The following is a 26,610-nucleotide window of genomic DNA, read 5'->3' as shown; positions in this document are numbered from 1 at the left end:
GCTCACTGCGAGCCCCGCCCCCTCCTCACGTCCGGCCCGTCAGGCGGCCCCGGCCAGCACCGGCGCGGCCCGTACCGCGTCCCGCTCGGCCGTCTCCAGCTGGCTGATCAGCGCCTCGCGCGCCCGCGCCACGCGAGAGCGCACCGTGCCGACCGGGCAGCCCGAGACGACCGCGGCCTCCGCGTACGGCAGACCCAGCAGCTGGGTCAGGACGAACGCCTCGCGCCGCTCGTACGGCAGGCGGTCGAGGAGCTGCGAGAGCGCGACGCCTTCGTCGAAGCCGGGCAGCTCCGCCGACTGCGCCCGCTCGGCGGCCGACTGCCAGTCGTCCGTGTCCGACAGCCGGGGCCGGGCCGCGTTGAAACGGAGCCGGTCCACGACCGTGCGGCGGGCGATGGTCAGCAGCCAGGTGCGGGCCGACGAGCGCCCCTCGAAGCGGGGCAGCGAGCGCAGGGCACGCAGATACGTCTCCTGCACGAGGTCGTCCGCGCCCTGCGGATCGTTGCTGAGCCGCGCCACGTACCTCCGTACGTCGCTCTGGGTGGCGCGGATGAAGCGCTCCACGGCGTCGGCGTCGCCGCCGCGTGCCGCGAGCGCCCAAGTGGTCACCGCCTCGTCGTCACGCACGGCGGCCCCCCGCGCGGGGGGTGGTGCGCGGGGCTCCGGCGGCGCCGGGGACGATGGCGGGGTGCACTGCGTCGAGTCCCGTACCGCCATGTCCGCCCGCGTCGACGGCGAGGAGCTGCCGCCGGAGGTCTCCGGCCCGGCGCTCGACGCCCACCTGCGGGAGTGCGCCGCGTGCCGGAACTGGGAGAAAAGCGCGCGCCGGCTGAAGCTGCTGTCGGCGGGCCTGGGGAACATCTGACGCGCTGGGAACGGCCGTACGGCGCGTGCCGACGGCAGGGGGGACGTGCTGTCGTGGCACTCCCCATGTGCGGGCAGGGGTCATCGCCCTGGGTCCTTCCTGGAATCCGGGCGCCCTGGAGTGCGAGGCGGCCCGGTGACGTGGTTCGGCGCGAGGGGTCGCCGTCAGCCGAAGGCGACGGCGACGCGGGCCGGTGGACCACGTGTGTCCAGGACATGGGCGTAGAGCAGCTGCCGCAGGCGCTGCGCGACGCGCGTCCGGTCGGCGCGGATGCGCGGCGGCCCGGAGGGCGTCGGGACGTCCCGGAAGAGGACGAGCAGCGGGGCGAAGAGCCGGGTGCGCAGGGCGCGGCCGAGCCGGAAGGCGGCCTGTTCGCCGCCGGAGAGCCAGACCCCGCAGACGACCGCGACGAGGACGTGCGCCGACCACATGCCGATGGCGCCGTGACCGGCGTGCATGGCCATGGAGTGACCGGACATGGCGTGCCCGGCCATGGCACCTGTGCCACCGCTCATGTCACCCATGGACATGCCGGCCATGCCGCTCATGGACCCGGCCATGTCGTGCCCCATGGGCATGCCGGGGTCCGTCCCCGGCATGCCCGTCGGCAGTCCGGCGCGGGCCGCCGCTGCCGCACGGGTGGCGTTGGCCACGACGTTCTGCGAGAGCGCGAAGAAGAAGTGCAGTCCGGTCTGCGCCCCGACGGTGGCGAGCGTGATCAGCAGCGGGCCGCGTTCGCGCCCCGCCATGAACCACGCGCCGCTGCCCGTGGTGCTCAGCGCGACCGCGACGGCCCACCAGGGGACGGTCGTGCCGGACATGACCGCGTGTCCCAGGGCAGCGAGCAGCACACAGACCGCTGCGAACACCGCGGCTCGCAGCGCTCGCGGACCCTGATGCGCCTGCCCTGCTCTCATGACGTGCACATCGTTGCACCCGCCCCGCGCGGTCCGACGGCGGGGGGCGCCTTGACGCCCGCACGACCCCCCGCACGGACGCATCGGCCCGCCCGTACCGTCCGCCCGGCCCGCCGCCCTTCGCCGCGTCCTCGACGCTCCGGAAAACCACACCACCCTGCGCAAAGGGTGATTAATCGATCGACACCCAACAAATCGGTTACGTGATCGATGCCTATAGTTGGCCGGGTGTTTTCGCGAATAAACGTCGCCGCGCGGCGTCGGCCCCAGGTGATCCTCTGGGCCACGGCGGGTGTGGCAGCCCTCGTACTCCTCGTCGCGCTGGAGATCGCCGCCCGCCGCTACGCCGGCGTGCCCGGGCCGTTGGCGACCCAGGTGCGTGAGGTGATCTTCGCCCCCAAGCCAGGGCCGCTGTACGGCGGCATGGCGTTGATGATGGTGGTGCTCACCTGGCGGCAACGGTTCATCGCGGCCGGTGCCGCGGTCGGCATCGACGTCGTCTTCGTACTGGTGCGGTGGGCGGTCGGCGCCGAGGTGCCCGAGGGCCACTACTTCGGCAACGGCGCGCTGTGGGTGATGCTGGGCTGCGCGGTCATCGCCGTCACGCGCCGCACCGGCCACGAACGCACCCTGCTGCTGAAGGGCGTCGCCCTGGGCCTGCTGCTGGTGGCCGGCCGCAAGATCGGCGACACCTGGCTGCTCATCACGGCGAAGACCCGCCCGACGGTGCTCGACCCCTACCTGGCCACCGCCGATCACGCGCTGGGCAACCCGTCATGGGCGATGGGCCGGATCCTCGAAGCCACCGGACCCATCGGCAACCGTCTTCTCGAGACGGTCTACGCCCAGCTCGCGGTGGCCGCGATCGTCGTCGCGCTGTACCAGCTGCGCAACGTGGCGGGCGAGCGCCGCTTCCCGAGGCACCATCTCGTGCGCACCTTCCTGGTGATCGGCCTCCTCGGGCCGGCCATCTACATGATCTTCCCGGTGGTCGGACCGGTCTTCGCCTACGGCCCGGGCGCCTCCGGCACCGGCGGCGTGCAGTGGGCGGTGGCCGACATATGGCCGCACACACCGCTGCCGGTCCATGTCCCGCACCCGGTGCCGTACGACACGATCACCCCTCGCAACTGCATGCCCAGCCTGCACACGGCATGGGCCACCGCGATCTTCATCCACACCCGCAAGGGACCGCGGCTCCTCCGCTTCGCGGGGGCGTTCTGGCTGGTCGCCACGCTCAGCGCCACGCTGGGATTCGGCTACCACTACGGCGTGGATCTCATCGCCGGCGTGGTGTTCTCGCTCACGACCGAGGCCGGTCTGCGCGCGTTCGACCGCGGCTGGGACCGGTCGGGGATCCAGCTGGTCGCCTACGGCACGACGGTCTTCGCCGCGCTCCTGGCGGCATACCGCTGGCTGCCGGTGGAAATGGCCGAGCATCCATGGGTGTTCGGACCGCTTCTCATCCTGGCGATGACCTCGGTGATCTACGGCTACGTACGGACCACCCGAGGCTGGGAACCGAAGGCCCCGGAGCCCGCGCCGGCACGGCGAGCGGAACCGCAGCCCGAACTGGTCTGAGTCACGATGCGCATGTGCGGGCGTCGCGGCACGCGCCCCGGCCCGCGAGGCGACGAGCCGCCCCGTACCGTCCGCCCGGCGGTACGAGGCGGTGGGCCGTCGGCTCGGGGGAAGGGCCGACGGCCCGGGTCCCGTCGCTCCAGTGGGACTCGCGTCTTCGAGTCAACCGTGCGACGGGCCGCGCCGGGAAGCGTGTGCGCGGGGGCGGCATGGGTGCGCCGCGCACACCCCGTGTGAACCGTCAGCCTCCGCTCGACTGCCGCCCCGCCTGCGAGCCGCCCTTGGTTCCGCTTCTGGTCCCGCCGCCGCGGTTGGGCAGCCAGCCGGCGCTGTTCTCGTCGCCGAAGCGGCTGCCTATCGCGCCCTTGATCACGGAGAGGGCCGCGGGCAGGGACGCGATCGCGGCCGCCTTGAGCGCGGAGACGTCGGTGAGGTCGAAACCGTCGGCGATGAGGAGGCCGAGGAAGGTGGTGACGTAGGCGGCGAGGGTGCGCTCGAGGATGTCGAGCAGGACTTTCTTGGACAGGGCAGTCATGGCCTTCTCGTGTCTCTTCCGTTCGCGTCGTATGGCTGAAGTGGCAGCGTGCTGGGTGTGCCGCCCCTACCGCAAGCCTGACGGTCCGTGAGACGTGTGCGGACCGGGCCCTGTCCGTGCCTCGCCCCCTGTGGGATGCTGCCCTCTTTGCGGGGGCCACCGAGGGCTGGGAGGGTCCGCATGGTCAACCCATGGCTGGCGCTGGTGTCCGGCGACGACCCCGCGGAGCGGTGCCGTGCGATCCGTGGCGCGCACGAGGCCTTCGTGGCCGGGGGCCGGGCGGGTCCGCACGTACGCGCCGTGGTCGCCGACTCCTGGCGGCGCTCGGCCGGAGCCCTGCCCGCGTCCGAGTTCCTCCCACCGGTCGAACTGACCGGCGCCGAGCTGGAGAACTACCGCCGGACGCACCCACTGGCCGCCGCGCTCCCCCTCTTCCGCGAACTGCTCGGCTCCATCGCCTCCGACGGCGCGCACCTCTTCTCCGTCTGCGACGCGGCGGGCCGCCTGCTGTGGGTGGAGGGACACGCGGGCATACGGAAGGGCGCCGAGCGCATGAACTTCGTCCCCGGCGCCCGCTGGGACGAGACCCACGCGGGCACCAACGCCCCCGGCACCGCCCTGGCCCTCGACCACGCCGTCCAGGTCTTCGCCACCGAGCACTACAACCGCCTCGTCCAGCCGTGGACCTGCGCCGCCGCCCCCGTCCACGACCCGCGCACCGGGCGGCTGCTGGGCGCCGTGGACATCACCGGCGGCGATCAACTGGCCTCACCCCAGAGCCTGGCGCTCGTCCAGGCCACCGCCCGCGCGGCCGAGGCACAGCTGACGGCGCCGGAACCGGTGCCCGGCCGCGTCCTGTCCGTACTCGGCCGGGACGAGGCGCTGCTGGTCGTGGACGGGCGCCGGTTACGCCTGGGCCGCCGGCACAGCGAGATCCTCGCCCTGCTGGCCGCCCACCCCGACGGGCTGACGGGCGAGCGGCTCGCGGCGGCGCTCTACGGCGACCGCCCGGTGCCGCCGGTGACCCTGAGGGCCGAACTGTCGCGGCTGCGACGGCTGGTCGGCCCGCTGCTCGCGTCCCGCCCGTACCGGCTGCGCGGCGAGGTCGACACGGACTTCGGCTGCCTGGAGCGGGAACTCGCCGCGGGCGGGCTGCGCGCCGCCCTCCACGCCTACGCCGGCCCCCTCCTCCCGCTGTCGGAGGCGCCCGGCGTGAAGATCGCAGGCCGGTAACACTGACAAATCCTTTCGTCCGCGTCGCCGTGCCCGCGACCCTGCACCTGCTGAACGTGGCCGCCGGCCGGCTCGACGCCTTCTGGCAGTTCGCCGGCGCACGCGCGGACCTGCTGCCCGGCGCGCTCCTCGTCACCGAGGCCGGCGGACGGATCTCCGACGCCGAGGGCCGCCCCTGGACCCCGCAGAGCGCCGGCTTCCTGGCCGCCGCGCCCGGCGTCCACGCCCAGGCCGTCGCCACCCTCTCACGCTGACCGAACACCACCCCACCCGCACACACGACAAGGGACCACACCCTCATGACCACGATCGCAGTACTCGGAAACGGCCGCGTCGGCGGCAACCTGGCCGCCGCCCTCACCCGCGCAGGGCACGAGGTGACCGTCGCGGACCGCACACCGGGCGCCGCCGCCGACGCCGCCCGACGCGCCCAGATCGTCATCAACGCCACCCCCGGCGCCGGCTCCCTGGAACGGCTCGTCGCCCTGCGCGACGAACTGCGCGGCACCCTCCTGGTCGACGTCTCCAACGCCACCACCGACGGACCGGACGGCCTGCCCGCCGACCTGCTCTACCCCGGCTCGAGCCTCGCCGAGCAACTCCAGGACGCACTCCCCGGAACACACGTCGTCAAGACCCTCAACACCATGCTCTTCCCGGTGATGACCGCCCCGGCCACGCTCAGCCAGACGCCCACCGTGTTCCTCTCCGGCGAGGACCTCCGGGCCAAGCAGACCGTCCGCGAACTCCTCACCGACCTCGGCCGGCACAACGAATGGATCACCGACCTCGGCGGGATCCGGACCGCCCGCGCGACGGAGGCCGCGATCCTGTTCGTGCCCCACGTGATCCGCTCCAGCGGATTCGTCCCCTTCGCGATCTCGATCACCCGCTGACCCCGGACCCAGCACACCACCCCCCGGCCGGCCCGTATCCGCCCCGCCACCACCGTGGCGATCGCCGTGCGGCCAGTGCCAGACGCCGTCGGGCGTGAAGAACTCGGCCACCGAGCCCGGCTCGCCCAGGTCGAGGCGGTGGACGAAGTCCACGACGACCCGCTCACAGGCACGCTCCGCGAGCATCCGGTCGACGGGAGTGATGGTCTCGGGATCCATGCTCCTTTCCACCAATCCCGACGGGCCGCAGGACAACGGTTTTTCCAGCATCGGATCAGCACTCGCCTCGGGCGCCCCGCACGTCCTCGGATATCCGTACGATCCCCGAGGAGAGCGCCCCCGACCGGCCCACTCCCCCAATACAAAAGCGCCGCCAATCAAACAGCCGACGGATTTCACGCCCCCTTTCCCCTCTCCCCGCAAAGGCGAAACAGCAATTCCCTGAGTTGGCGTCAACTACCCTTCCTGCACTAGAATTTACTCACGCACCCGCACAAAGGAGAGGCGCCGTCCATGGGCACCAAATTCATTGAGGTAGACGAATCCCACAAGGGTCAGCCCGGTGTGGAAGAAGGGGTGAAGACGATCGAGGTCGGTGGTCAGGCGATCACGACGCCGATCTTCGTTCAGCGGATCGACTTCGACGACCTCGCCCCCGAGGTGACGGATGACCTCATCACCGTCAAGTTCGCCGTGACGGTGGCCGAGGAGATGGAGGACCTGACGGGGGATGTGCACGAGGACGGTTCTCCGGTGACGGAGATCAAGGAGATCCAGGTGCCCAGGTGGCTCGAGGTCGACCTGGGGCCCGAATCCCTCAAGCGGTACGAGGAGATCATGGCGCCCTTCTTCGCCGCCGCTCGTGAGACCGAGGCGCCGACCGTGCCCGCGCCGCGCAAGCGCCGGAAGAAGTGATCTCGTGCCCCTCTCCCGCTCGGCGGGAGAGGGGCTTCGTCGTCCGAGGCCACGCGTGCGGCGTGAAGCCGGATGACCCGTCACCGGAACGCCGAACCACCCAGCCACGGGAACCCTTGTCGTCCCTCTCAGTTGTCCGGCGCGATCAGTTCCATGGACCGTACGGCCGCGGACAGGGCCCGGTCGTCGCCCTCCGAGGTCCAGGAAGTCACGTCGCACGCCGTGTCCGTCAGTTTGATGACGTGTTCGTCGCCGTGCGCGGCGGCCCGTTCGAAGGCTTCCTCCGGGGTGAGGAGGCCGGCGCGCAGTGGCGGCAGCGCTTCCGCGGGGGTGTAGAGGGACGTGATCGCCGCGCTCGCCGCCCAGGCCGCGCCGAGGGAGGGGGCCCAGAGGTCGCGGGGAAGGGCGGGCAGCGTGCGCAGTACCGCGTTCGGGGCCGTGGCGGCGTGTACGAGCATCACCGGGTTGCCGTGGGCGTGGTCGGCGTAGCGGCGGGTGGAGGCCCGTACGAGTGCGGACAGTTGGCAGTGGGCCGCGTCCGGGTCCTGGGGGGTGTTGACGGACTCGGCGGCCTTGAGCCAGCCGTCGGTGCCGGGGAGCTGGGCCAGGCCGTTCAGGACGCCGGTGCGCTGGTCGGCGATCGGGGGGAGGGCGGCGAGCGCCTCGGCGGGGGTGGCCGTGCCGACCGGGCGTACGGTCACCGGCAAGGGGGTGTGGCGGGCCGCCCAGTAGCCGAGGGCGTGCGCGAATTCGGCGGTGCGCGGTGTTTCCTCCCTGTCTTCGAGGAGGGTGCGGACGGCGTGGCCGACGCGTATGGCGGGGTGGGTCGCGCCGCCCGCGATGCCGGGCAGGAGCCGCGGCCACCACTCGGTCAGCACCTCGCGCCAGGGGCGTTCGGCGACCTGCCGTGCCATGTACGTGGTCCAGTCGGTGACCCGGGACGGGTCGCCCAGCGCCTCCCTCCAGTTGATGTCCGTGATGCGCGTGCGCGCGCCCGGTGTGTCCTCGAGTTTGGTGACGTAGTGGTCGAGCCAGCGGTGGACGGTGCACGCCTGGCCGTTCCTGACCAGGGCCTCGACGGCCATCGGGCCGTGGTTGCTGAGGAAACCACGGAATTCCGGGCCGGTGGCGTGCAAGCGTTCCAGAGCCTCGTCGAGTGTTCCGCTCGTCGTGTCCATGCTTCGAGGCTAGGCCGGTGCCGGGGCGGGCGTATCGGGCTGCGGCTCTACGCCGTCGGCCGTAAGGCGGAGGTCGGAGGCCCTTCGACCGAGGTACCTCACCCCCACCGAGAGCCCCGGTCCGCGAGGTGGCGGACCGGATGGTTCGGTACCACCCCCAAATAATCTCGGTACCCGTACCGGTACGGACCGTGCTGTCCGATCCGCTCCCCGTGCCCATGCTGTGAATGCGCCCTGGAGTTCGGGGCGTGCTCGCTCAACGGGAGGAATCAGTGCCCAAAACGCTCAATGGGGAAGAGACCCCGTTGCACGGTTTGTCAGCGGAGCCGCTCGACGGGAGCGTGCGCATCCGAGCCCGGGTCGAGATCCCGGTGCAGCGCGCCGACGGCGCCTGGCAGCCCGGCCAGATGATCACCTTCAGCGGTCTCGGCGACGGCCTGGAGCACGTGGCCGTGCAGTTCGGACCGATCGCCGAGGTCCCGTTGGTGCGGCTGCACTCCGAATGCCTGACCGGCGATGTCTTCGGCTCCGCGCGATGCGACTGCGGTCCGCAGCTGACGGAGTCGATGCAGCTGCTCGCCGCCTCCGGCGGTGTGCTCCTCTACCTCCGCCAGGAGGGGCGCGGCATCGGCCTGTACAACAAGCTGGACGCCTACCGGCTCCAGGACGGCGGCCTGGACACCTTCGCGGCCAACCGGGAGCTGAACTTCTCGGACGACCTCCGGGACTACCGCTCGGCGGCCCAGATGCTGCACACGCTCGGGGTGAAGCGGATCAAGCTGCACACCAACAACCCGGACAAGGCAGCGCAGCTGGCCTCGTACGGCATCGAGGTCGCGGAACAGATCCGGACCGGAATCTTCCGTAACGAGCGCAACGACCACTACCTGCGTGCCAAGGCCGAATACGGCGGCCACTCGATCGAACTCGTGGAAGGAACAGCGTGATCCAGCACCGAGGACCCATCAGCGGCATCGCGGCCTGGGAGAACTCCTATGTCGCCACCGCCGGCTACGACAACCAGGTCATCTGCTGGGACCAGCGGACCGGAACGGCCCTCGCCCGCTCCTTCCACGACCACCTGGCCAACCAGTGCGCGTTCTCGCCCGACGGGCGCCACCTGGTGACCTCCTCCAGCGACTACACCGCCCGGCTGTGGACTGTGCCGGAGCTGCGCCTGGTGGCGGTACTCGCCGACCAGGAGGACGACGTGGAGATGTCCGTCTTCCACCCCTCCAAGGAGCTGATAGCCACCGCGTCGCGCGACCACCGGGTGCGGGTCTACGACTTCACCGGGAACCTCGTCGCCACCTTCGCCGGGCACACCGCCGATGTCATCTCGGTCGAATGGGCCCGGGACCGCGACGAGCTGATCTCCTCCAGCGACGACGGCACCATCAAGCGGTGGTCGCTGGAGAGCGGCGCCCTCGTGGCCGACCTGGACATGGACGGCGTCGAGACCGACACCATCGCCATCTCCTCCGGCGGCACCATCTTCGCCGGCAACGACGAGGGCCAGATCATCGTCGTCGACGACGCCGGGCGCACCGTGGTGCCGGCCCACGAGGCGGGCATCAAGCGCCTGGTGCTGGACGACTCGCGCGATCTGCTGGTCAGCCTCAGCTACGACCGCACCATGCGGCTGTGGAACGTCGCCTCCGGCAAGCCGGAACTGCGCGACACCACCGCCCTGCCCGACGACGTGTGGCCCCGCTCCTGCGCGTTCGCCGGCGGGTCCCGGCTGGTCTTCGCGACCTTCGGCGCCGGCTACCGCGGCTACGACTACGAGGGCTGCGCGTGGGACGCGGGCGAGGTGCCGCCCACCCAGGGTGTCAACGCCGTGCTCTCGTCCGCCGGTTCCACGCTGACCATCGGCGACGCGGGCATCGTGCACCGCGACGGCGAGGTCCTCGCCCGCACCGGCAGCCTGTGCAACTTCCTCACCCCCCTCGGCGACCTGGTGCTCTCCGGCGGGCAGCTCGGCAAGGTCTTCGACGCCCTCACCGGGCGCGAACTCCACCAGCACCGCTCGCCGCTCAACTGCGGCGCCGCCTTCGAGCACAACGGGCAGCGGTACGCCGTGGTCGGCGCGTACACCGGTGAGGGGCTGCTGCTGCGATTCGACGGGCCCGGCGCGGTGGAGCACGTGGCCGACCTGCCGTTGCACACCAACGCCGTCAAGGGTGTCGCCGTCTCCGGTGACCTGATCTTCTCGGTGGCCGCCGACGCCTCCGCGACCTGGTACCGCATCTCGGACCTGTCGCGGGTCGCCACGGCCGAGGACGCCCACGACCGGATCGCCAACGGCTGCGCCGGCCTGGGGGGCGGCTGGTTCGCCAGCGTCAGCCGCGACCTGAAGCTGCGCATCTGGGACCCGGAGCAGCGTCCCGAGGTCCTCGACACCCCGCACACGCACTCCATCAAGTGCGTCGCCGCCTCCGACGACGGCCGCACCGTCGCCACCGGCAGCTACAACGGGCGCGTCGCGCTCTACGACCGCGTCGCCGGCGGGTGGTCCTCGGCCGTCCGGCCGACGACCGCGGGGATCTCCTCGCTCACCTATGACGCGGAGCACCACTGCTTCGCCGCCTCGTCCTACGACGGACAGGTGTACACCATCGGCATCTGAGCCCACCCCCCACAGGCGGTTCCGGGGGAGGCGAGGGGACGACCCGCCTCCCCCGGAACCCATGCCCGCACACCGACGCACTCCACATGACAGGACCGCTCCGCATGGACGACAGCCATCCGATAGCCGACCGGTACGACGTCGAACGTACCGAGGCCGTCCCCCTCGACGAGGCCGCCTACGCCGCCGTCCTGAACAGCGACTTCCAGCACCACTACGCCGACGGCCGGGACATCTGGACCGGTGAGGAGGCGATGCGCCGGGCGCCGCGGCTGCTGATGGGCGCGCTCGGCGGACAGGCCGACGCCCACGTGCTCGACCTGGGCACCGGCCGCGGTCTCGACGCCGCGATCCTCCTCGACGGCGGCCACCGGGTCACCGGCATCGACCTCGTCGCGGCCCCCGAGTGGGAGGCCATCACCCGGCGGCGGCCCGGCCGGGCCCGGTTCCTGGCGACCGCGGTGCTCGACCTGCCGGGCACCGCGGAGTTCGACGCGGCGCTGGACAACGGGTGCTTCCACCACCAGCACCCCGACGCGTACGGGAGCTACCTGCGCCGGATCCACGAACTGCTGCGCCCGGGCGGCCTCTACACCCTCTCCGTCTTCCACGCGGCGGGCGGCACCGGCGGGCTGTACACCAACGAGGGGAACCGGCTGTACCGGGAGTTCACCGAGGACGAGCTCGACGAGCTGATCGGCACGCACGGCTTCACCCCCGTCGAGACGCACCGGGTGCCCCGCGCGGTCGCGGGACTCACCTATCTGGTGAGCACGTTCCGCCGTACCGGGGACGGCGGACGATGAGCACGCGTCCGTACCGCACGGCCGCCGCCACGGCCACGGCCGTGCTGCTGGCCCAGGCCGCGCTCACGGGCACGCCCGCGCGGGCCGCGGGTTCCCCGGAGGAGTGGACCGGCACGTGGGGCACCGCGCCCGCGCCCGCCGCACCCACCGGCATCTCGCGGGAGGGCGTCGACAACCGGACCGTCCGCATGGTCGTCCACACCTCGGCCGCCGGCGGCGAGCTGCGCCTGCGGTTCTCCAACGCCCATGGCACGGCCCCGCTGGCCCTCGGCCGGAGCACCGTCGCGCTGGCCGGATCCGGCTCCTCCCCCACCGCGGCGCCCGGCACCCTGCGGCCGGTCACCTTCGACGGCGGCGCCACCGGCACGACCGTGCCCGTGGGGGCCGAGGTCCTCAGCGACCCCGTGCCGTTCGAGGTGCCGGCCGACCTGGACCTCCTGGTCAGCGTGCACCTGCCGCGGCCGACCGGGCCGATGACCTGGCACTGGCTCGCCCAGCAGAGCAACTACGTCTCCGAGCCGGGCGACCACGCGGCCGAGAGCGCGGGCGGCGCGTACACCCGGACCGAGACGTCCTGGTTCTTCCTGACCGGCGTCGACGTCCGGGGCCCGGGCACGCGCGGCACGGTCGTGGCCCTCGGCGACTCGCAGACCGACGGGGTGAAGTCCACCCAGGACGCCGACGCGCGGTGGACGGACGCCCTCGCCCGGCGCATCACGGCCGACCCCGCGACCCGGGGCATGGGGGTGCTCAACGAGGGCATCGGCGGCAACCGGATCCTGCGCGACGGCTCCGAGACCGACCGGCCGCAGCGCGGGACCAGCGCGCTGGGACGGCTGGAGCGCGATGTGACCGACCGGCCCGGGGTGCGGACCGCCGTGCTCTACGAGGGCATCAACGACCTCCAGTTGGAGCCCCGCGCCACCTCCGCGCAGGTGCTCGACGGGCTGCGCACCATGGCCGAGCGGCTGCGCGCGCGGCACATCCGCGTCGTGGTGGGCACCTTGACGCCCTTCAAGGACTCCCCCTTCTACACCCCCGAGGCCGAACGCGCGCGCGTCGAGGTCAACACCGCGCTGCGCTCCCCCGCGGCCCTGGCCGCCTTCGACGCCGTCGTCGACTTCGACGCGGCCGTACGCGACCCGGCCGACCCGCAGCGTGTCCGGGCCGCCCTCGACGGCGGCGACCACATCCACCTGAACGACACGGGCTACCGGACCCTGGCCGACGCGGTGCCGCTCACCGCGCTGACCGGAGGCGACGTTCCCGGCGCCCATGGGAGAAAGTCATGACCACCAGCACCCCACCGGTCGTCCTCGCCAACCCCAACACCCTCTCCGACCGGGCGGCCATGGGCCTGCCCGACACCTTCCGGGCGCGCGGCCCCCGTTGGGGCCTCGCGGACCACCGGGATCTGCTGTCCATGGAGGCGGCGGCGCTCGTCGTGGTGGCGGAGGACCCCGCCGAGCCGTTCGCCCGGCGCCACGCCGCCGGCACCGTCCTGGGGATGGTCGGCGACCCGCGGATCCGCCCCGAGGACCCGCCGATGGCCGACGTCCCGGCGGCCCGCGTCCGTCTGGGTCTCGACCCCGGACAGGTCGGCCCGGTCACCGGGCGCTGGCGCCACGCGGGCGTGGAGGAGGAGTGGATCGCCAAGGAGTGCCCCGTGTACGAGCGGGACCTCCCGGCGTTCCGGATCGCCCTGCACCCGGTGACCAACGTGGAGTACCGGATCTTCCTTGAGGACACCGGGAGTTGCCTGCTGCCGTCGAGCTGGCGGTTCGGCGTCTATCCGGAGCGGCTCGCCAACCACCCGGTGTGGACGGTGTCCGCGGAGGCCGCCGACGCCTACGCGGCGTGGCTCGCCCGGCGCACCGGGCGCGGTTTCCGGCTGCCGACCGAGGCCGAGTGGGAGTACGCGGCCTCCGGCGGGGACGGCCGCGAGTTCCCGTGGGGGGACGACTTCCGGCCGGAGTGCGCCAACACGGTGGAGGAGGGACCGCTCGCCACCTCGCCGATCGGGGTGTACCCGGCGGGCCGCTCCCCGTTCGGGGCGCACGACATGGCCGGCAACGTCGAGGAGTACACGGCGGACGACTACGGCCCCTACCCCGGCGGGGAAGCCGTCGCCGACGACCTCGCCGTGACCCGTGGCACGTACCGCGTGGCCCGGGGCGGCAGTTTCACCCGCTTCGGCGACCTCGCCCGCTGCCGCCGGCGGCACGGCTGGTACGAACGGGACATCTACGCGATGGGCTTCCGGCTCGCGGAGACGCCGTGACGACCGAGCCCGCCGCCTGTGCGGCGGAACTGCGGGCCATGCGCCGGGCCTTGGAGCTCGCGGTCACCGCGCTGGGCCGCACCAGCCCCAACCCGGTGGTCGGCTGTGTGCTGCTGGATCCCGAAGGGGCCACGGTCGCCGAGGGGTTCCACCGGGGCGCGGGCCACCCGCACGCGGAGGCCGAGGCCCTCGCGGCCGCGGGCGACCACGCGCGGGGCACCACCGCCGTGGTCACTCTGGAGCCGTGCGCGCACCAGGGCCGCACCGGCCCGTGCGCCGACGCCCTGCTGCGCGCGGGCGTCACCCGGGTCGTCTACGCGGTGCCCGACCCCACCCCCGGTGCCGCGGGCGGCGCGCGGCGGCTGCGCGACGCCGGGGTCGAGGTGGTGGCCGGAGTGCTGCGCGAGGAAGCCGAGCGCGCCAACGAGCTGTGGCTCACCTCCGTGCGGACCGGCAGGCCGTACGTCACCTGGAAATTCGGCGGCACGCTCGACGGCCGCTCCGCGGCGCCCGACGGCACCTCCCGCTGGATCACCGGCCCCGCGGCGCGGGAGGACGCCCACCGGCTGCGGGCCTCGCACGACGCGGTGCTGGTCGGGTCGGGGACCCTGCGCGAGGACGATCCGCACCTGGGGCTGCGCCACGGCGTGCCGGGCAGGCCGCCGCTGCGTGTGGTGCTGGACCGCACCGGAGGCATCCGCCCGGACGCGCGCGTCCTGGACGACGCGGCGCCGACCCTGGTGGTCGTCGGCCGTGCCGCGCCCGGACCCGAGCTGCCCGGCGGCCACGAGGTGCTGGCCCTGCCGGAGGCCGACGGGCGGCTGGACATCGGGGAGTTGCTGGCCGAGCTGTACGGGCGGGGGCTGCGTTCCGTGCTGCTGGAGGGCGGTGCCCGGCTGGCGGGCGAGTTCGCCGCCCGGGGGCTGCTGGACCGGGTCGTGGCCTATGTCGCGCCGGTCCTGCTCGGCTCCACGGGGCGCGCGGTGCTCGACGGCTTCGGCGCCGGGACGCTGAGCGAGGCGGTGCGGCTGCGTCTGGACGAGGTGGAGCGGCTCGGCGACGACGTACGGCTGGTGCTGCGCCGTCCGCTGCCCGGCGCGAAGGGCCCGCGGTGAGCCCCAAGGTCGCGGTCGTCCACCACAGCCGGCGCGGCACCGTGCGGGCGCTCGCCGAGGCGGCCGCCGAGGGAGCCGCGTCCTTCGGCGCCCAGGTGCGGCTGCTGGGCGTCGAGGACGCGGAGGCGCCGGAAGCGGCCCGGGCGTGGCCCGAGCGCCCGGCCTCGCCCGACGACGTGCTGTGGGCGGACGGCCTGGTGCTGGCCACGCCCACGTACTTCGGCAACGTCTCCTCGCCCTTCAAGCGCTTCCTGGAGTCGACCTCCCCGCTGTGGCGCGAGGGGCTGCTGGCCGACCGGGTGGTGACGGGCATGACGTCCTCCACCTGCGTCCACGGCGGCCGCGAGGCCACGCTGCTGACGCTCTATCAGACGATGTACCACTGGGGGGCGTGGACGCTGGGCGCCGATCCCGCGGATCCGCTGTTCCGGCGGATGGGGGCGAACCCGTACGGGCTGTCCGTCACCTCGCACCGCGACGCAGCGGCCGGCGAGCCGGAGCTCACCGCGGCCTGGGCGCTCGGCCGCAGGCTGGCCGAGGTGACCGCCCGCGCCCGGTCCGGCACCGGGCCGGGCCCCACGGGGCCGGACCGCGCCCGGGTCACGGTCGTGCGCTGCGCGCGGGACGAGCCGGTCCGGCTGCTGGCACACGAGTGCGCGGCCGGGGCCCGTGAGCTCGGGGCCGAGGTCCGGCTGCGGGGGCCGGAGGAGCCCGCCGCGGCGGACGATGTGGCGTGGGCGGACGCGGTGGCCTTCGGCGCACCGGTCCGCTCCGGCTCGATGGCCGCGTCCATGCTGGGTTTCCTGCAGTCGCTGGAGCCCCCGGCGGGTCCGGGGCCGCTGTCGGGCAAGCCGGCCAGCGGCTTCGTCGCCACCGCGCACCCGCAGGCCGGGAGCGAGTCGGCCCTGCTGTCCCTGCACCATGTGCTGCACCACTCGGGCGCGCTGGTGGTACCGCCCGGCTACACCGATCCCGCGGTGTTCGCCGCGGGCGGCAATCCCTACGGCACCTCGCACGCGCGCTCGGCGGGGGCCCTGCCCGGGCCCGAGGTCCTGGCGGCCGCCCGCCACCAGGGGCGGCGCCTGGCCCTGGCCGGCGCGCGGCTGAGTCGCCGCGCGGTCCCGGCCGGCGCCGTGATACCCGACGACATCCTTGAGGAGAAGGTAAGTTGACCGTTCAGCAGTACGACGAGATAGGCGAGGCGTACGAGGGGTTCAAGACGCTGCCCCTGGCCCGGTACCCGGAGCGGGGCAGCTTTCTGCGGATGCTCGGGGACCTGACGGGCAAGTCGGTCCTGGACCTGGCGTGCGGGACCGGCTTCTACACCCGGCAGGCCAAGCGGCTCGGCGCCGCGGACGTCCTGGGCGTCGACGTCTCGGCCGAGATGGTGGCCGCAGCCCGCGCCATCGAGGAGCGCGCCCCGATGGGGGTGCGGTACGCGGTCGCCGACGGGGCGGAACTGCCGCCCTTCGAGCGGCCCTTCGACGCGGCGACGGCCGTCTATCTGCTCAACTACGCCGACGACCCGGCCGCGATGGAGCGGATGTGCCGGGGGGTGCGCCGGAGCCTGCGGCCGGGGGGCGAGTTCTTCGTGCTCACCCAGGCCCCCGGCTTCCGCTTCGACGGCCCGTCCACGGACAAGTACGGGTTCCGTTACGTGCCGGAGGGCGAGAGCGCGGTCGGCAGGCAGGTCCGCATCACCGCGCTGCTCGATCCGCCCATCGAGTTCCTCACCCACTACCCGCGGCGCGATGTGTACGAGGGCGCGCTGGCGGCGGCCGGTTTCAGCGAGGTGACGTGGGTGCCGCTCTCGGTGCCGGAGGACGGCGTCGCGGCCTTCGGGGCGGAGTTCTGGGAGGACTTCCTCGTCAACCCGCCACTGGAGATGCTGCACTGCCGGGCGTGACGCCGCATCCTGCCGACAGCGCCGTTGGCCCCCGCGATCCGCGGGGGCCAACGGCGCTGTCGGGCGTGTGCCCTCAGAGCAGCCACGGCCGGGAGTCGTCCGCCGGCGGCAGTCCCGCGTTCTGCCGGGCCGCCGCCGCGATCCGGTGGATGTGGAACAGCAGCCGGACCGCGGCCCCCGGGTCGTCGAAGGTCACCTGCCCGTCCTCCCTCTCGCGCAGCACCTGCGCGGCGCGGCCGATGACGGTGCGCGGTCCGACGATGTCGGCGCCGGCGCTGAAGAGCATGCGCTCCGCTTCGCAGTACGGCGGCGGCGAGGGCACCGCCGGGCCCGCCGAGGTGGTCAGGACCGCCACCGGCTTGCCGGCCAGCGGGGAGTCCTCGGCCGACCAGGTCAGCCAGTTCAGCAGCGTGCGCAGTGACGCGGCCGGCGCGGCCTCCGACTCGGGCGTGGTGATCACGATCCCGTCGGCGAGCGCCGCCATCTGCCGCAGCGTGTCCGCCACGGGGTGGGTCGGGGCGATGCCGGAGCCCGCCCGGGCCAGCACGGACGGTGCCGTGCTGACGACGAGGCGGGTGCCCGAGGCACCGGGCGACGCGAGCGCGCGGAGCAGCGGACCGCCGAAGGGGTCGTCGTCGGCCGGTGCGCTCAACCCCAGGAGCAGCATGTCTTCCACGGTCGGTCTCTTTCCCTGTTGTCGCGGATTCCCTGTTGTCGCGGTCGGGTCTACCGGGCCGCGGCGGGCCGCAGCCGCCGGGAGACGAGCACGCCGGCCAGGGCCAGCACGGCGGTGAGGACGAAGGTGCACAGGAGCGCGGTACGGGTCGTCGAGCCGTGCTGGTGCGCCATGGCCATGGCCGCGCCGCCCAGGCCCGCGATCAGGCCGGTGGCGAGGGTCTGGGCCAGCTGCAGCGAGCCGCTGACCAGGCCCTGCTGCTCGCCCGGCGTCTGCTCGAGGGTGTCGGTGGTGGCGGCGTTGAAGGCGATGCCCATGCCGATGCCGCCGATCGCCCAGCCGACCACGGCGATCAGGGCCGGGATCGCCTCGACGAGGATCGACAGTGCCATGATCACCACGCCGACGAGCAGGATGACGAAGCCGAGCGTGACGCTGCCGGTGCGGCCGCTCTTGTCCTTGCCGTCGAGCTTGGCCTGGTAGGCGGAGCCCAGCACCCAGGTGATGGCACCGGCGGAGAGGCCGAGGCCGGCCATGGAGGCGCTCACGTCGCGGAGTTCCTGGAGGCCGAGCGGGAGGAACGCCTCGCTGCCGAAGTAGACGGCGCACAGCAGGAAGCGGACGCCGATGCCGGCGCCGATGCCGGGGCGGAGGCTCAGCGTGCCCTCCGGGGTCACCCGGCGCAGCGTCGGCACCGCGACGGCCGCACCGATCACGGCGAGCGGGATGAGCAGGGCCAGGTTCTTCAGCAGGAGCGCCTGGAGGAGCAGCGCGGTGCCGGCGGTGAGGAGGATGCTGGCGGCGAGCGGGCCCTTCCACCAGGGGCCGGCGGGGGCGGCGGAGGCCGCGCCCTGCGGGCGGTCGAGCTTGCGCAGTCCGGGCAGGGTGAGCGCGGCGGCGATGGCGATCAGCGGCAGCATCAGCAGGAAGACCCCGCGCCAGCTGGTGTGTTCGGCCAGGGTGCCCGCGATGACCGGGCCGATGAGCGAGGGGACGGTCCAGGCGGAGGACAGCAGGGCGAACATCCGCGCCCGCAGGTGCTCGGGGTAGGCGAGCCCGATCATGGTGTAAGCCATGCTCATGACAGCCCCGACGCCGAGACCCTGGAGGGCCCGGCCGAGCAGGAAGAGCGGCCAGGAGGTGGCGGCGCCCGCCGCGGCACAGCCCACCGCGAAGATCAGCATGCCGATGGCCATGGACTTGGCCGGGCCGGTGCGGTCGGCCGAACGGCCGGCGACGACCGTACCGATGATGTTGGCCAGCATCAGCGCCGACAGGCCCCAGCCGTAGGCCCCCAGGCCGTCCAGGTCCCGCGCGATGTCGGGCAGCACGGTGGCCACACCCAGCGACTCGAAGGCGACCATGCTCACCGAGAGGATCACCCCGAGCGTCAGGGCCCGGTACGCCCCCGAGAAGACGCTCTCCATCGCCGCGGCCCCGTCGGCGGCCGGTGCCGCGCTCGGCGCACCGGTCCCTTCGGCGACCTCGTTGACATCTTGCGACACGACGAACCTCCTGAGGGAAAAAGTTTCATTCCGTTCCGGACCGGAATCTATTTCAGCTTACCTATACTGAGGGCATGGTGAACACCCCGAACGGCGCTCTGGCCGAAGCACACGAATCCGGCCGGCAGCGCGCGGGCAGGCCCCGGGACGGGCGCATCGACGCGGCGGTGCCCGCGGCGGTGATGGAGCTCCTGAACGAGTCGGGCTACGGCAGCCTCACGCTCGAAGCCGTGGCCGCCCGCGCCGGCACGAGCAAGCCGGCCCTGCGCCGCCGCTGGCGGTCCCGGCAGCACCTCGTCGTGGACGCGCTCGTCACCACGGTGGGCACCGCCCCGACCCCGGACACCGGTTGCACGCACTGCGACCTCATCGCCGGGATCGGCACGCTCAGCCAGGCGTTCGGCACCTCCTTGGGCCGGCGCGTGCTGCCCGCGCTCGTCGCCGACCTCGCCGACACCCCGGATCTGGAGAGCGCGTTCCTGGAGAAGTTCTTCCACACCCGCCGCGCCTCGACCGCCGAAGCCCTGCGGCGCGGCATCCGCCGGGGCGACATCCGGCCCGAGGCGGACATCGACCTGCTCCTGGACATGCTGGCCTCGACCACCTACTACCGGGTGCTCTTCGGACATCTGCCGGTGACGCCCTCACTCGCCGAGGACGTGGTGCAGGTCGTCATGTCCGGGGTGGCCACCGATCAGTGGCGCGACCGGCACGGGGTCCTCGACGACTTCTGATCCGGAGCACCGGGCGGGCGGGGGCCCGGGGCCCGGCACCAGACGAACGGGGTCGCACGGGGCGAGCGGGACGAGCGGGAGGGGAACTGCTGTGCTGAGCCGGGACAGTGAGATGGGTGCCGTCGACCGCGCCCTGAACACCGCGGACGCGGGGATGGGGGCGAGCCTGCTGCTGGAGGGCGGCATCGGCGTGGGCAAGTCGCACCTGGTGCGCGCCGCGCTGCAAGCCGCCCGCGGCCGTGGCTTCGAGACGGTCGCCGCGCGGGCCGTACCCCGGGAGCGGGACCGGCCGTGCGGGGTCCTGCACCAGGTCCGCGACCAGTTGCTCGGGGTGCTGGGCGCGCGGACGCCACCGGAGCGGCTCCTGTCCGGGGAGGGCTCGGCCGAGCGGGAGGCGGCCGGACTCCACCGGCTGACCGTCGCGGCGGCGGACCGCGCGCCGCTGCTCATCGTGATCGACGACCTCCAGTGGACGGACGTCGCCTCATTGCAGTGGCTCGGCTATCTGATGGCACGTCTGGAAGGCGTGCCGCTCGTCCTGCTGGCCACCTTGGGGCTCGACCGCCCCGACCTGACGGGCCGCGCCGGAGGCGACCCCGCCGAGACCCCTGCCGGGGTCGCCTCCGGCTTCCACCGCCGGATGGTGCTCCAGGGCCTCAGCACCGACAGCGTCGGCTATCTGCTCGCCTCCTTCCTGGGCGAGCGGATCAGCGGCGACCTCGCCGGCGCCTGCCTTACGGCCACCGGCGGCTACCCCTGGCTGCTCCAGGCGCTGCTGCGCGAACTGCGCCGCACCGGGCTCGGACCGGTGGAGTTACCCGCCCACCGGGTCGCGGAGCTGGGGCCGGTGGAGGTCGCGGAGACCCTCCTCGCCCGTCTGACCGGCTGCTCCCCCGACATCGAGGCCGTCCTCGAAGCGGCGTCGATCGTCGCCCCCGGGGCGGACGGCGAGCTCGTCGCACGGCTCACGCGCCTCGACCCCACCGAGGCCGCCGACGTGCTCTACCGACTGGTGCGCTGCGGTGTGCTGACCGAGGGCCCGGACGGCATCGGCTTCGGCCAGCCCGTGGTGGCGGCCGCGTTCCGGGCCCGGATGCGGCCCAGCGAACGGGCCCGGCTGCACGCCGAGGCGGCGAAGGCCCTATATGCCACCGGCGCCGCCCGCGAGCGCGTCTCCGCGCACCTGCTGCCCGGTTCACCGATCGGCACGCCCTGGGCCCGGCGGCTGCTCGTGGACGCCTCCGACGCGGCGCTCGCCGACGGCGACCTGCCGCGGGCCCGGGTTTGCCTGGAGCGCGGACTGGCCGAGTGCGGCCCCGGGGAGGAGGCGGACCTGCTGCGCCGCCTCGGCCGTATCGAGCTGGCGGACGGCCCCGAGGCCGCGGTCACCAGGCTGCGCCGGACGGTCGACCTCCTGCGGGGGAACACCCAGCACCGCGCCATGGTGGTCCTGGACCTCGCGCAGGCCGTGGCCATGGCCGGGGATGTGGCCGAGGCGCTGCGGATCGTCCGGGAGGAGGCCGGGGAACTGGCCCGCTCGGGAGCCGACAAGAAGCTGCGGGCGGGTTTCCACGCCGTCCGCGACCTGCTCGAACTCCTCGCGGGCCACACCGCCCCGACCGCCCGACCGGCGCTGCTGAGCGAGGCCGCACGGTCCCCGTGGGTGCGCCGTGCGGAGGCGGCCCTGCCGGCCATGAGCGCGCACTGGAGCGGCCGGCAGCGCGCCGACGCCGTACGGCAGGCCCGTCTCGCACTGAGCGAACCGGTCTCCTCCGTGAACGACCACGCCCTGATGCGGCTCGGGCTCGTCCTCGTCCTGGCCCGCTCGGGCGCCGGGGAGGAGGCGCTGGAGACCGCCCGCACGATGCTGGCCGCGGCGAACGCCGAGGGCTCCCGCACGGTCGCCGCCCTCACCCGCGCCGCGCTCGCGGAGTGCGCCTTCCGGACGGGCCGGCTCGGCGAGTGCCTGGACGCGGCGCACGAGGTCCTGGAGCGCGGTCCGGAGCCGGCCGGGCACACCTGGCTGGGCTCCGCGCTGGTCCGCGGCTGGTTCGGCAGCGCGCTCCACGAGTCCGGCGAACCCGACCGGGCCCAGCGGGTGCTGCTGGAACCCGAGTTGGAGACCACCGCCCCCGCGGTGGCCCTGCCCGGGCTGCTCTTCCACCGGGGCAGGCTGCAGGTGGCGATGGGGCGCGTGCCCTCCGGCCTGGCCGATCTGGAGGAGTGCGGCCGGCTGCTGCGGCAGCGGGGCTGGACCAACCCGGCCCTGTACCCCTGGCGTTCCGAGGCCGCCCTCGCCCACGCCCGGCTCGGTGACGAGAGCGCCGCGCAGCGGCTGGTGGCCGAGGAGCTGACCCTGGCCAGGGCCTACGGCACCTCCCACGCGGTCGGCGTCGCCCTGCGGGCCGCCGGGCTGCTGGCACCGGCGCAGGAGCGGCCGGCGCTGCTGGGCGAGGCGGCCCGGCTGCTGCGGGAGGCCGGGGCCGCGCTCGACGAGGCCCGGACCCTGCGCGACCTGGGGCGCGAGCTGATGCGCGCCGACCGGGCCCGGCAGGCCCGTGAACACCTGCGCGCCGCCGCCGCGCTCGCCGAGAAGTGCGGCGCCCACACGCTCGTGCAGGAGCTGCGCCGGGACATGATCGAGGCGGGAGCCCGGCCGCGCCGCCACACCGAGACGGGGCCCGGCTCGCTCACTCCGGCGGAGCGCAGGACCGCCCTGCTCGCGGCCGAGGGGCTGACCAACCGGGAGATAGCCGACCAGTTGTACGTCACGCGGCGCACCGTGGAGATGCATCTGAGCCGGGTGTACCGGAAGTTGTCGATATCGGACCGCCGCTCCCTCCGGCTGGTGACCGGTGACCGGCACGGGCACGAGGCCACCGCTCCCTGCGCGTGAGCGCGGGAGCGGCGGCGGGTCGTCCCCCGCAGAGCCGGGAGCGGCCGCGGTCCCGGTGGCGCGTGGCCCTGGCCGGGGCCGTCCGGGCCGCCCTCGCGCCGAAGTCACGCCACGGCCGGGCCGTCATACCGCGGCCATGTCGTCGGCGCTGTCCTGCGCGCCGACGCCCGCGCCGGGCAGGCGGCCGTCCTCAGGGTGGCCCGCGCGGATTCCGGTGCCGCCGGGCAGCTCGGCGAAGTGGTCCGTCAGCCCGGAGCGGCCGGGCACGGAGAGCTTGCGGTAGACACGGCTCAGGTGCAGTTCCACCGTCCGCTGGGTGACGAACATCTTCGTCGCGATCTCCCGGTTGGTTAACTTCGCGACGGCCATCAGGGCGACCCGGCGCTCGGTCGGGGTGAGCGCGTCGACGCCGATCTCGGTCAGCCGGCGGGGCCGGGCCCCCGCCACCAGCAGCTCCTGCCGGACGGTCCGGGCCAGCACGGTGGCACCGCACTGCTCGGTCAGGGCCTGGGCCCGGCGCAGGTGTTCGCGGGCTTCGCCCAGACGGCTGGCCTTGCGCAGCACGATGCCCAGGTCCGTGAGCGACCGGGCGAGGTCGAGCCGGGCCGACGACGATTCGAGCACCTCGACGGCCTCGCGCAGGGCCGTCTCGCCGGTGAGGCCCCTGGCCAGCAGTCCCGATACGCGCAGAGCCCGCCCGATGGCCCGGCGGCCGCCCCACTGCCGGGCCCGGGCCAGTTCCTCCTCGACGAGCAGGAGCGCGGTCCCGCGGTCCCCGAGAGCGGCGTGGACCAGTGCCGCCTCGGAACGCCAGGACAGCACGGAGGGGTTGAGCTGCCCGGCGGCGGTCAGCCGGCGGCCGCACTCCATCAGGTCGGCCAGACCGGCCTCGGGATCCCCGCAGGCCGCCCGCAGCCGCCCCCGGTGGAACAGCAGTGCGGCGAAGCTCGCGGCGTCGGGCACGTCGGCGTCCAGGCCGAACTCCCGCAACAGCCGGTCGGCCTGCGGCAGTTCGCCGGTCTCCAGCAGTGAGGCGACGAGCGCCGCCACCGCCTGGCCGGTCCTGCTCCAGTGCCCGGCGGGCGAGGTCTGCCCGGGCATCAGGGCGGTGCGCGCGTCCCGCAGACAACCGGCGATGTCACCGGTGCGGTAGCGCACTTCGGCGCGCATGCCGTGCGCCATGGCGAGGAGCGTGCGCGAGCCCTCGGCCCCGGCACGGTCCAGCAGCGCCTGGCACTCCGCCAGGGCGAGGTCCAGCTCATCGGCCTGCGACAGGACCTGGAGCGGAACCGTCCGGGTGGCGATCCGCCAGTCGAGGGTGGTGTGTTCCTCCTGCAACGCCTGGCGGGCCCGGTGGACCGCCAGGTCGCGCTGCTCGCCGCGGCGGGAGGAGCGCAGCGCGGCCAGGCTCAGCCGGGTGTGCCGGTCGCCCGGCGTCGCGGCCGCGTCCAGCGGCAGGGCCCCGGCCGTCCCGGCGGCGACGTCCATGTCGACGTCCATGTCGACGTCCACCGCCAGGTTGAGCTCGCGCAGCAGGCACCGTTCGGCCCGCAGCATCTCCGCGGACCGCTCGCGGACGCTGCGGGCCTCCCCTATCCCCTCCAGCAGGACCCGTTCGGCCTCGGCGGGCCGGCCGAGGAGCTGCAGGGCGTGCGCGATGCACAGCCGGATGTCGACCCGCCCGGGGATGTCGGGCTGGAGGCCGAGCGCACGCCGCAGGTGTTCCACCGCCGCGGCCGGGTCCGCGGCCAGTTCGATCTGCCCGAGGGCGCGCAGCAACCTGCCCTGGCACGGCCCCTCGCACTCCTCCAGGCCGCGGCGCAGATAGGCGCGGGCCTGGTCGGAGTCACCCCGTTGGATCACCTCCCCGGCGGCCTCGCACAGCACGGTGCACATCCAGTGGAGGCCCGACCTGCTGCGTACGCAGAGCAGTTGGGACGCCACCTCCTCGGCGGGCGCGCCGGACTCCTGGAGCAGCCGCGCGGCGCGGGCGTGCAGCGCGTCGCGGCGGCTCGGCGGGATCCGGGCGAGAACCGCGGTGCGCACCAGCGGCTGGGCGAAGCGCACCACCGAGCCCCGGCCGGCCAGCACGCCCGCGCGCACCAGGACCTCGACGAGGTCGGCCGCGCGCAGCCCGCCCAGTCCCGTCAGCCGGGCGACCATGGCGCTGACGGCCGAGCCGTTCAGGACCGCGACGGCCTCGAGGACCGTCACCGCGCCGGGGTACGCGCGTTCGTAGCGGGGGAGCAAGGTGTCGGCGACCTCGACCGGGGCGAGCTCCCGGACCCGGTCGGCGGTGGTGTCGGGGCCCAGGCCGTGCAGCCGCATCTCACGGAAGAGGGCTTCGAGGAGGTACGGGCTGCCGCCGGTGGCCGTGCGGCAGGCGTCGACGAAGGGCTGGACGGGCGCCCGGCCGAAGGCGTCGGCGGCGAGCCGCGCGGCGTCGGCGGCGGACAGGCCGCGCAGCAGCACCCGGTGCCGGAAGGCGGAGAGTAATTCGGCCATCACCTCGTCGCCCGGCGTCTCGCCCAGTGCGACGGTGGCGACGACGGCCACCGGGGTGTTCTCCAGCCGGGCCATGAGGTGCCCCAGGCAGCGCAGCGAGGGGGTGTCGGCCCATTGGAGGTCGTCGATGGCCAGCAGCAGTGGCGTGCCGGTGGCCAGGGCCGGGGCGAGGGCATCCGTCAGGCCCGGCCCCGTCGCCGGGTCCGGGCCGCCCGGGTCCATGCCTCCGGGCCCACCGGGGGCGATACCGGCCGGCAGGCTCCGGGCGCCGGCCATGAGCTGCTGGGCGAGGCTGTAGCCGACGCCCTGCTCCGCGGCCCGTGCCCGCGCGGTGAGCAGGCGCAGCCCGTGTTCCTCCGCGGCGTCCATGGCGGAGCGCAGAAATCTCGTACGTCCCATGCCCGCGGTGCCTTCGACAAGCACGCTCTGGCCCCGGCCTTCGCCGGCGGATTTCAGGATGTCGTGCACGCTTGCGACCTCCCCGTATGAAGCGGGACCGTCCCGGCCCCCGTCCGCCACGGCGCCGGGCCCCGGCGGGCCGCCGCTCCGGCGAACAGCGGCCGACCGGTCATGTGCAGCGTCGCGCGGCGGGCATGCTTTTCGGGCGGTCCGGCCGCGAGGCGTTAACTTCTGTGAACCCCCGGCCATCGGGTGGCTCACGGCAGCTTATTGCAAACACAAGAAGGCACCATAGCTTGAGGGTTGAAGGTGTTCAACAGGTGCAAGAAGGGCACTCCTGGGGTAGGAGTGCCCTGACAGTGCGGCCTTGGGCACGCCGCGCCCCGTCTACGGCCGGGCGGACTTCCGCGCGCCCTGCTCCAGTTCACGGAGCTGCCGGATCAGGTCGGCGGCCATCCGCTTGCCCTCCGGGGAAAGAGCCGCGAGGTCGCCGCGGAAATACACCGCGCTCACCCCGGCCTCCGCCATGGCCTGGTCCAGCTCGCGGCCCGCCAGGACCGCCTCGTCGATCATGCGCCGGGCCACGTCGTCCTCCGTGAAGTAGGACACGGGCACACCGAAGTATTCGGCCATGGCGCAGAGGTGGCGTAGCGTCGGGTTGGTCCGCTCCCCCCGGTGCAGCTGCCAGAGGTAGACGCTGGAGAACGTCTCACCCGACTGTGCCGCGATCTCCGCCGCGATCTTCTTGTAGGACGGCTTGCCGTCCTCACCCGGTCCGGTGCGCAGCCTCAGCAGGTGATCGAGTTTCTGCGCCACCGTCAGCCGGCGCGCGTCCCGGTCATTCCCTTCTTCACCCATCGTCCGCCAACCCCTCCGTGCACGGCACGCGTTCAGGCCGTTCCCGTCCTCCTGGACCCCCGGCACGGGTGCCCCCAGACGGCACAGTAAACACCCTGGCACAATGCCTGGATACGGCGGCCTTGCCGGATTCCGTTGCGTACAGGCGCACCCCGGCCAGCGATGCTGTGCGAATGCGCC

Annotated in this window: 22 protein-coding genes and 2 pseudogenes; 16 read left to right on the top strand and 8 right to left on the bottom strand. The window is 73.8% G+C overall.

All coding sequences use genetic code 11. The features are described from left to right. Positions 1–39 precede the first annotated feature (39 nt). Positions 40–627, bottom strand: coding sequence for a sigma-70 family RNA polymerase sigma factor (locus tag AB0435_RS24545; RefSeq protein WP_366007466.1), 588 nt, complete (start codon positions 625–627; stop codon positions 40–42). A 61-nt stretch (positions 628–688) separates the two neighbouring features. Between AB0435_RS24545 and AB0435_RS24540 the strand changes: the two genes are divergently transcribed. Next, complete coding sequence (locus tag AB0435_RS24540) at positions 689–865, top strand: zf-HC2 domain-containing protein (RefSeq protein ID WP_366007467.1); 177 nt, start codon at positions 689–691, stop codon at positions 863–865. Between the two features lie 164 nt (positions 866–1,029). On the opposite strand, the gene AB0435_RS24535 is transcribed toward AB0435_RS24540, so the two are convergent. Continuing rightward, positions 1,030–1,686 carry a hypothetical protein gene (locus AB0435_RS24535; RefSeq protein WP_366007468.1) on the bottom strand — a complete coding sequence of 219 codons (657 nt, stop codon included), beginning with the start codon at positions 1,684–1,686 and terminating at the stop codon, positions 1,030–1,032. A gap of 369 nt (positions 1,687–2,055) precedes the next feature. Between AB0435_RS24535 and AB0435_RS24530 the strand changes: the two genes are divergently transcribed. After that, on the top strand, positions 2,056–3,363 hold the full coding sequence (locus AB0435_RS24530) for a phosphatase PAP2 family protein (protein WP_366007478.1): 1,308 nt from the start codon (positions 2,056–2,058) through the stop codon (positions 3,361–3,363). A gap of 241 nt (positions 3,364–3,604) precedes the next feature. Here the strand turns inward: AB0435_RS24530 and AB0435_RS24525 are convergent, their stop codons facing one another. After that, entirely contained in the window at positions 3,605–3,898 is a 294-nt protein-coding gene (locus AB0435_RS24525; protein WP_366007469.1) for a holin, read from the bottom strand. 180 nt (positions 3,899–4,078) lie between these two features. Here AB0435_RS24525 and AB0435_RS24520 point away from each other — a divergent pair. The 4 genes and pseudogenes from AB0435_RS24520 to AB0435_RS24505 form a co-directional block, all read left to right on the top strand. After that, a pseudogene (locus AB0435_RS24520) lies at positions 4,079–5,113 on the top strand (GAF domain-containing protein); the annotation flags it as partial. Positions 5,114–5,148: 35 nt separating this feature from the next. Next, positions 5,149–5,385 (top strand): annotated as a pseudogene (locus AB0435_RS24515) (inositol monophosphatase family protein); the annotation flags it as partial. Positions 5,386–5,430: 45 nt separating this feature from the next. Next, a complete protein-coding gene (locus tag AB0435_RS24510; protein ID WP_366427959.1) occupies positions 5,431–6,027 on the top strand; it encodes an NAD(P)-binding domain-containing protein in 597 nt (198 codons plus the stop codon). A 513-nt stretch (positions 6,028–6,540) separates the two neighbouring features. After that, positions 6,541–6,942, top strand: coding sequence for a hypothetical protein (locus tag AB0435_RS24505; RefSeq protein ID WP_366007471.1), 402 nt, complete (start codon positions 6,541–6,543; stop codon positions 6,940–6,942). Between the two features lie 128 nt (positions 6,943–7,070). Here the strand turns inward: AB0435_RS24505 and AB0435_RS24500 are convergent, their stop codons facing one another. Beyond that, positions 7,071–8,120: a questin oxidase family protein gene (locus AB0435_RS24500; protein ID WP_366007472.1), complete on the bottom strand. Its 1,050-nt coding sequence runs from the start codon at positions 8,118–8,120 to the stop codon at positions 7,071–7,073. A 347-nt stretch (positions 8,121–8,467) separates the two neighbouring features. On the opposite strand from AB0435_RS24500, the gene ribA reads away from it, so the two are divergent. The 8 genes from ribA (at position 8,468) to AB0435_RS24460 (ending at position 16,857) form a co-directional block, all read left to right on the top strand. Further along, on the top strand, positions 8,468–9,067 hold the full coding sequence (gene ribA, locus AB0435_RS24495) for a GTP cyclohydrolase II (RefSeq protein ID WP_366007479.1): 600 nt from the start codon (positions 8,468–8,470) through the stop codon (positions 9,065–9,067). Further along, a complete protein-coding gene (locus tag AB0435_RS24490) occupies positions 9,064–10,749 on the top strand; it encodes a WD40 repeat domain-containing protein (RefSeq protein WP_366007473.1) in 1,686 nt (561 codons plus the stop codon). Before ribA ends, AB0435_RS24490 begins: the two co-directional genes overlap by 4 nt. Before the next feature lie 86 nt (positions 10,750–10,835). Then, positions 10,836–11,555, top strand: coding sequence for a class I SAM-dependent methyltransferase (locus tag AB0435_RS24485; RefSeq protein ID WP_366427958.1), 720 nt, complete (start codon positions 10,836–10,838; stop codon positions 11,553–11,555). After that, a complete protein-coding gene (locus AB0435_RS24480; protein ID WP_366427957.1) occupies positions 11,552–12,847 on the top strand; it encodes an SGNH/GDSL hydrolase family protein in 1,296 nt (431 codons plus the stop codon). The genes AB0435_RS24485 and AB0435_RS24480 overlap by 4 nt, the downstream gene beginning before the upstream one ends. Beyond that, positions 12,844–13,836 carry an SUMF1/EgtB/PvdO family nonheme iron enzyme gene (locus AB0435_RS24475; protein WP_366007476.1) on the top strand — a complete coding sequence of 331 codons (993 nt, stop codon included), beginning with the start codon at positions 12,844–12,846 and terminating at the stop codon, positions 13,834–13,836. Before AB0435_RS24480 ends, AB0435_RS24475 begins: the two co-directional genes overlap by 4 nt. A gap of 38 nt (positions 13,837–13,874) precedes the next feature. After that, on the top strand, positions 13,875–14,951 hold the full coding sequence (gene ribD / locus AB0435_RS24470; protein ID WP_366427964.1) for a bifunctional diaminohydroxyphosphoribosylaminopyrimidine deaminase/5-amino-6-(5-phosphoribosylamino)uracil reductase RibD: 1,077 nt from the start codon (positions 13,875–13,877) through the stop codon (positions 14,949–14,951). After that, the gene (locus tag AB0435_RS24465; protein WP_366427956.1) at positions 14,948–16,123 is read left to right on the top strand and encodes a flavodoxin family protein; all 1,176 of its coding nucleotides are present in this window, start codon (positions 14,948–14,950) and stop codon (positions 16,121–16,123) included. The genes ribD and AB0435_RS24465 overlap by 4 nt, the downstream gene beginning before the upstream one ends. Continuing rightward, positions 16,120–16,857 (top strand): class I SAM-dependent methyltransferase, encoded by a 738-nt coding sequence (locus AB0435_RS24460; protein ID WP_366427955.1) that lies wholly within the window; start codon positions 16,120–16,122, stop codon positions 16,855–16,857. Before AB0435_RS24465 ends, AB0435_RS24460 begins: the two co-directional genes overlap by 4 nt. 73 nt (positions 16,858–16,930) lie before the next feature. Here the strand turns inward: AB0435_RS24460 and AB0435_RS24455 are convergent, their stop codons facing one another. Continuing rightward, positions 16,931–17,524, bottom strand: a complete 594-nt coding sequence (locus tag AB0435_RS24455; protein ID WP_366007093.1) for an NAD(P)H-dependent oxidoreductase — start codon at positions 17,522–17,524, stop codon at positions 16,931–16,933. 59 nt (positions 17,525–17,583) lie between these two features. Next, positions 17,584–19,038 (bottom strand): MFS transporter, encoded by a 1,455-nt coding sequence (locus AB0435_RS24450; protein WP_366427954.1) that lies wholly within the window; start codon positions 19,036–19,038, stop codon positions 17,584–17,586. A 74-nt stretch (positions 19,039–19,112) separates the two neighbouring features. Here AB0435_RS24450 and AB0435_RS24445 point away from each other — a divergent pair, with 74 nt between their 5' ends. Further along, a complete protein-coding gene (locus tag AB0435_RS24445; protein WP_366007090.1) occupies positions 19,113–19,772 on the top strand; it encodes a TetR/AcrR family transcriptional regulator in 660 nt (219 codons plus the stop codon). A gap of 91 nt (positions 19,773–19,863) precedes the next feature. Then, a complete protein-coding gene (locus AB0435_RS24440; RefSeq protein ID WP_366427953.1) occupies positions 19,864–22,668 on the top strand; it encodes an AAA family ATPase in 2,805 nt (934 codons plus the stop codon). A gap of 123 nt (positions 22,669–22,791) precedes the next feature. Here AB0435_RS24440 and AB0435_RS24435 read toward each other — a convergent pair whose 3' ends face one another. After that, positions 22,792–25,641 carry an AAA family ATPase gene (locus tag AB0435_RS24435; protein WP_366427952.1) on the bottom strand — a complete coding sequence of 950 codons (2,850 nt, stop codon included), beginning with the start codon at positions 25,639–25,641 and terminating at the stop codon, positions 22,792–22,794. 318 nt (positions 25,642–25,959) lie between these two features. Continuing rightward, a complete protein-coding gene (locus AB0435_RS24430) occupies positions 25,960–26,430 on the bottom strand; it encodes a helix-turn-helix domain-containing protein (RefSeq protein ID WP_366007087.1) in 471 nt (156 codons plus the stop codon). Positions 26,431–26,610 lie beyond the last annotated feature (180 nt).

It is taken from the genome of Streptomyces sp. NPDC051173, from assembly GCF_040689515.1.
GTDB lineage: Bacteria > Actinomycetota > Actinomycetes > Streptomycetales > Streptomycetaceae > Streptomyces.
The sequence above is the reverse complement of the archived record's forward strand: the minus strand, read 5'-3'. Positions and strand labels throughout refer to the sequence as shown.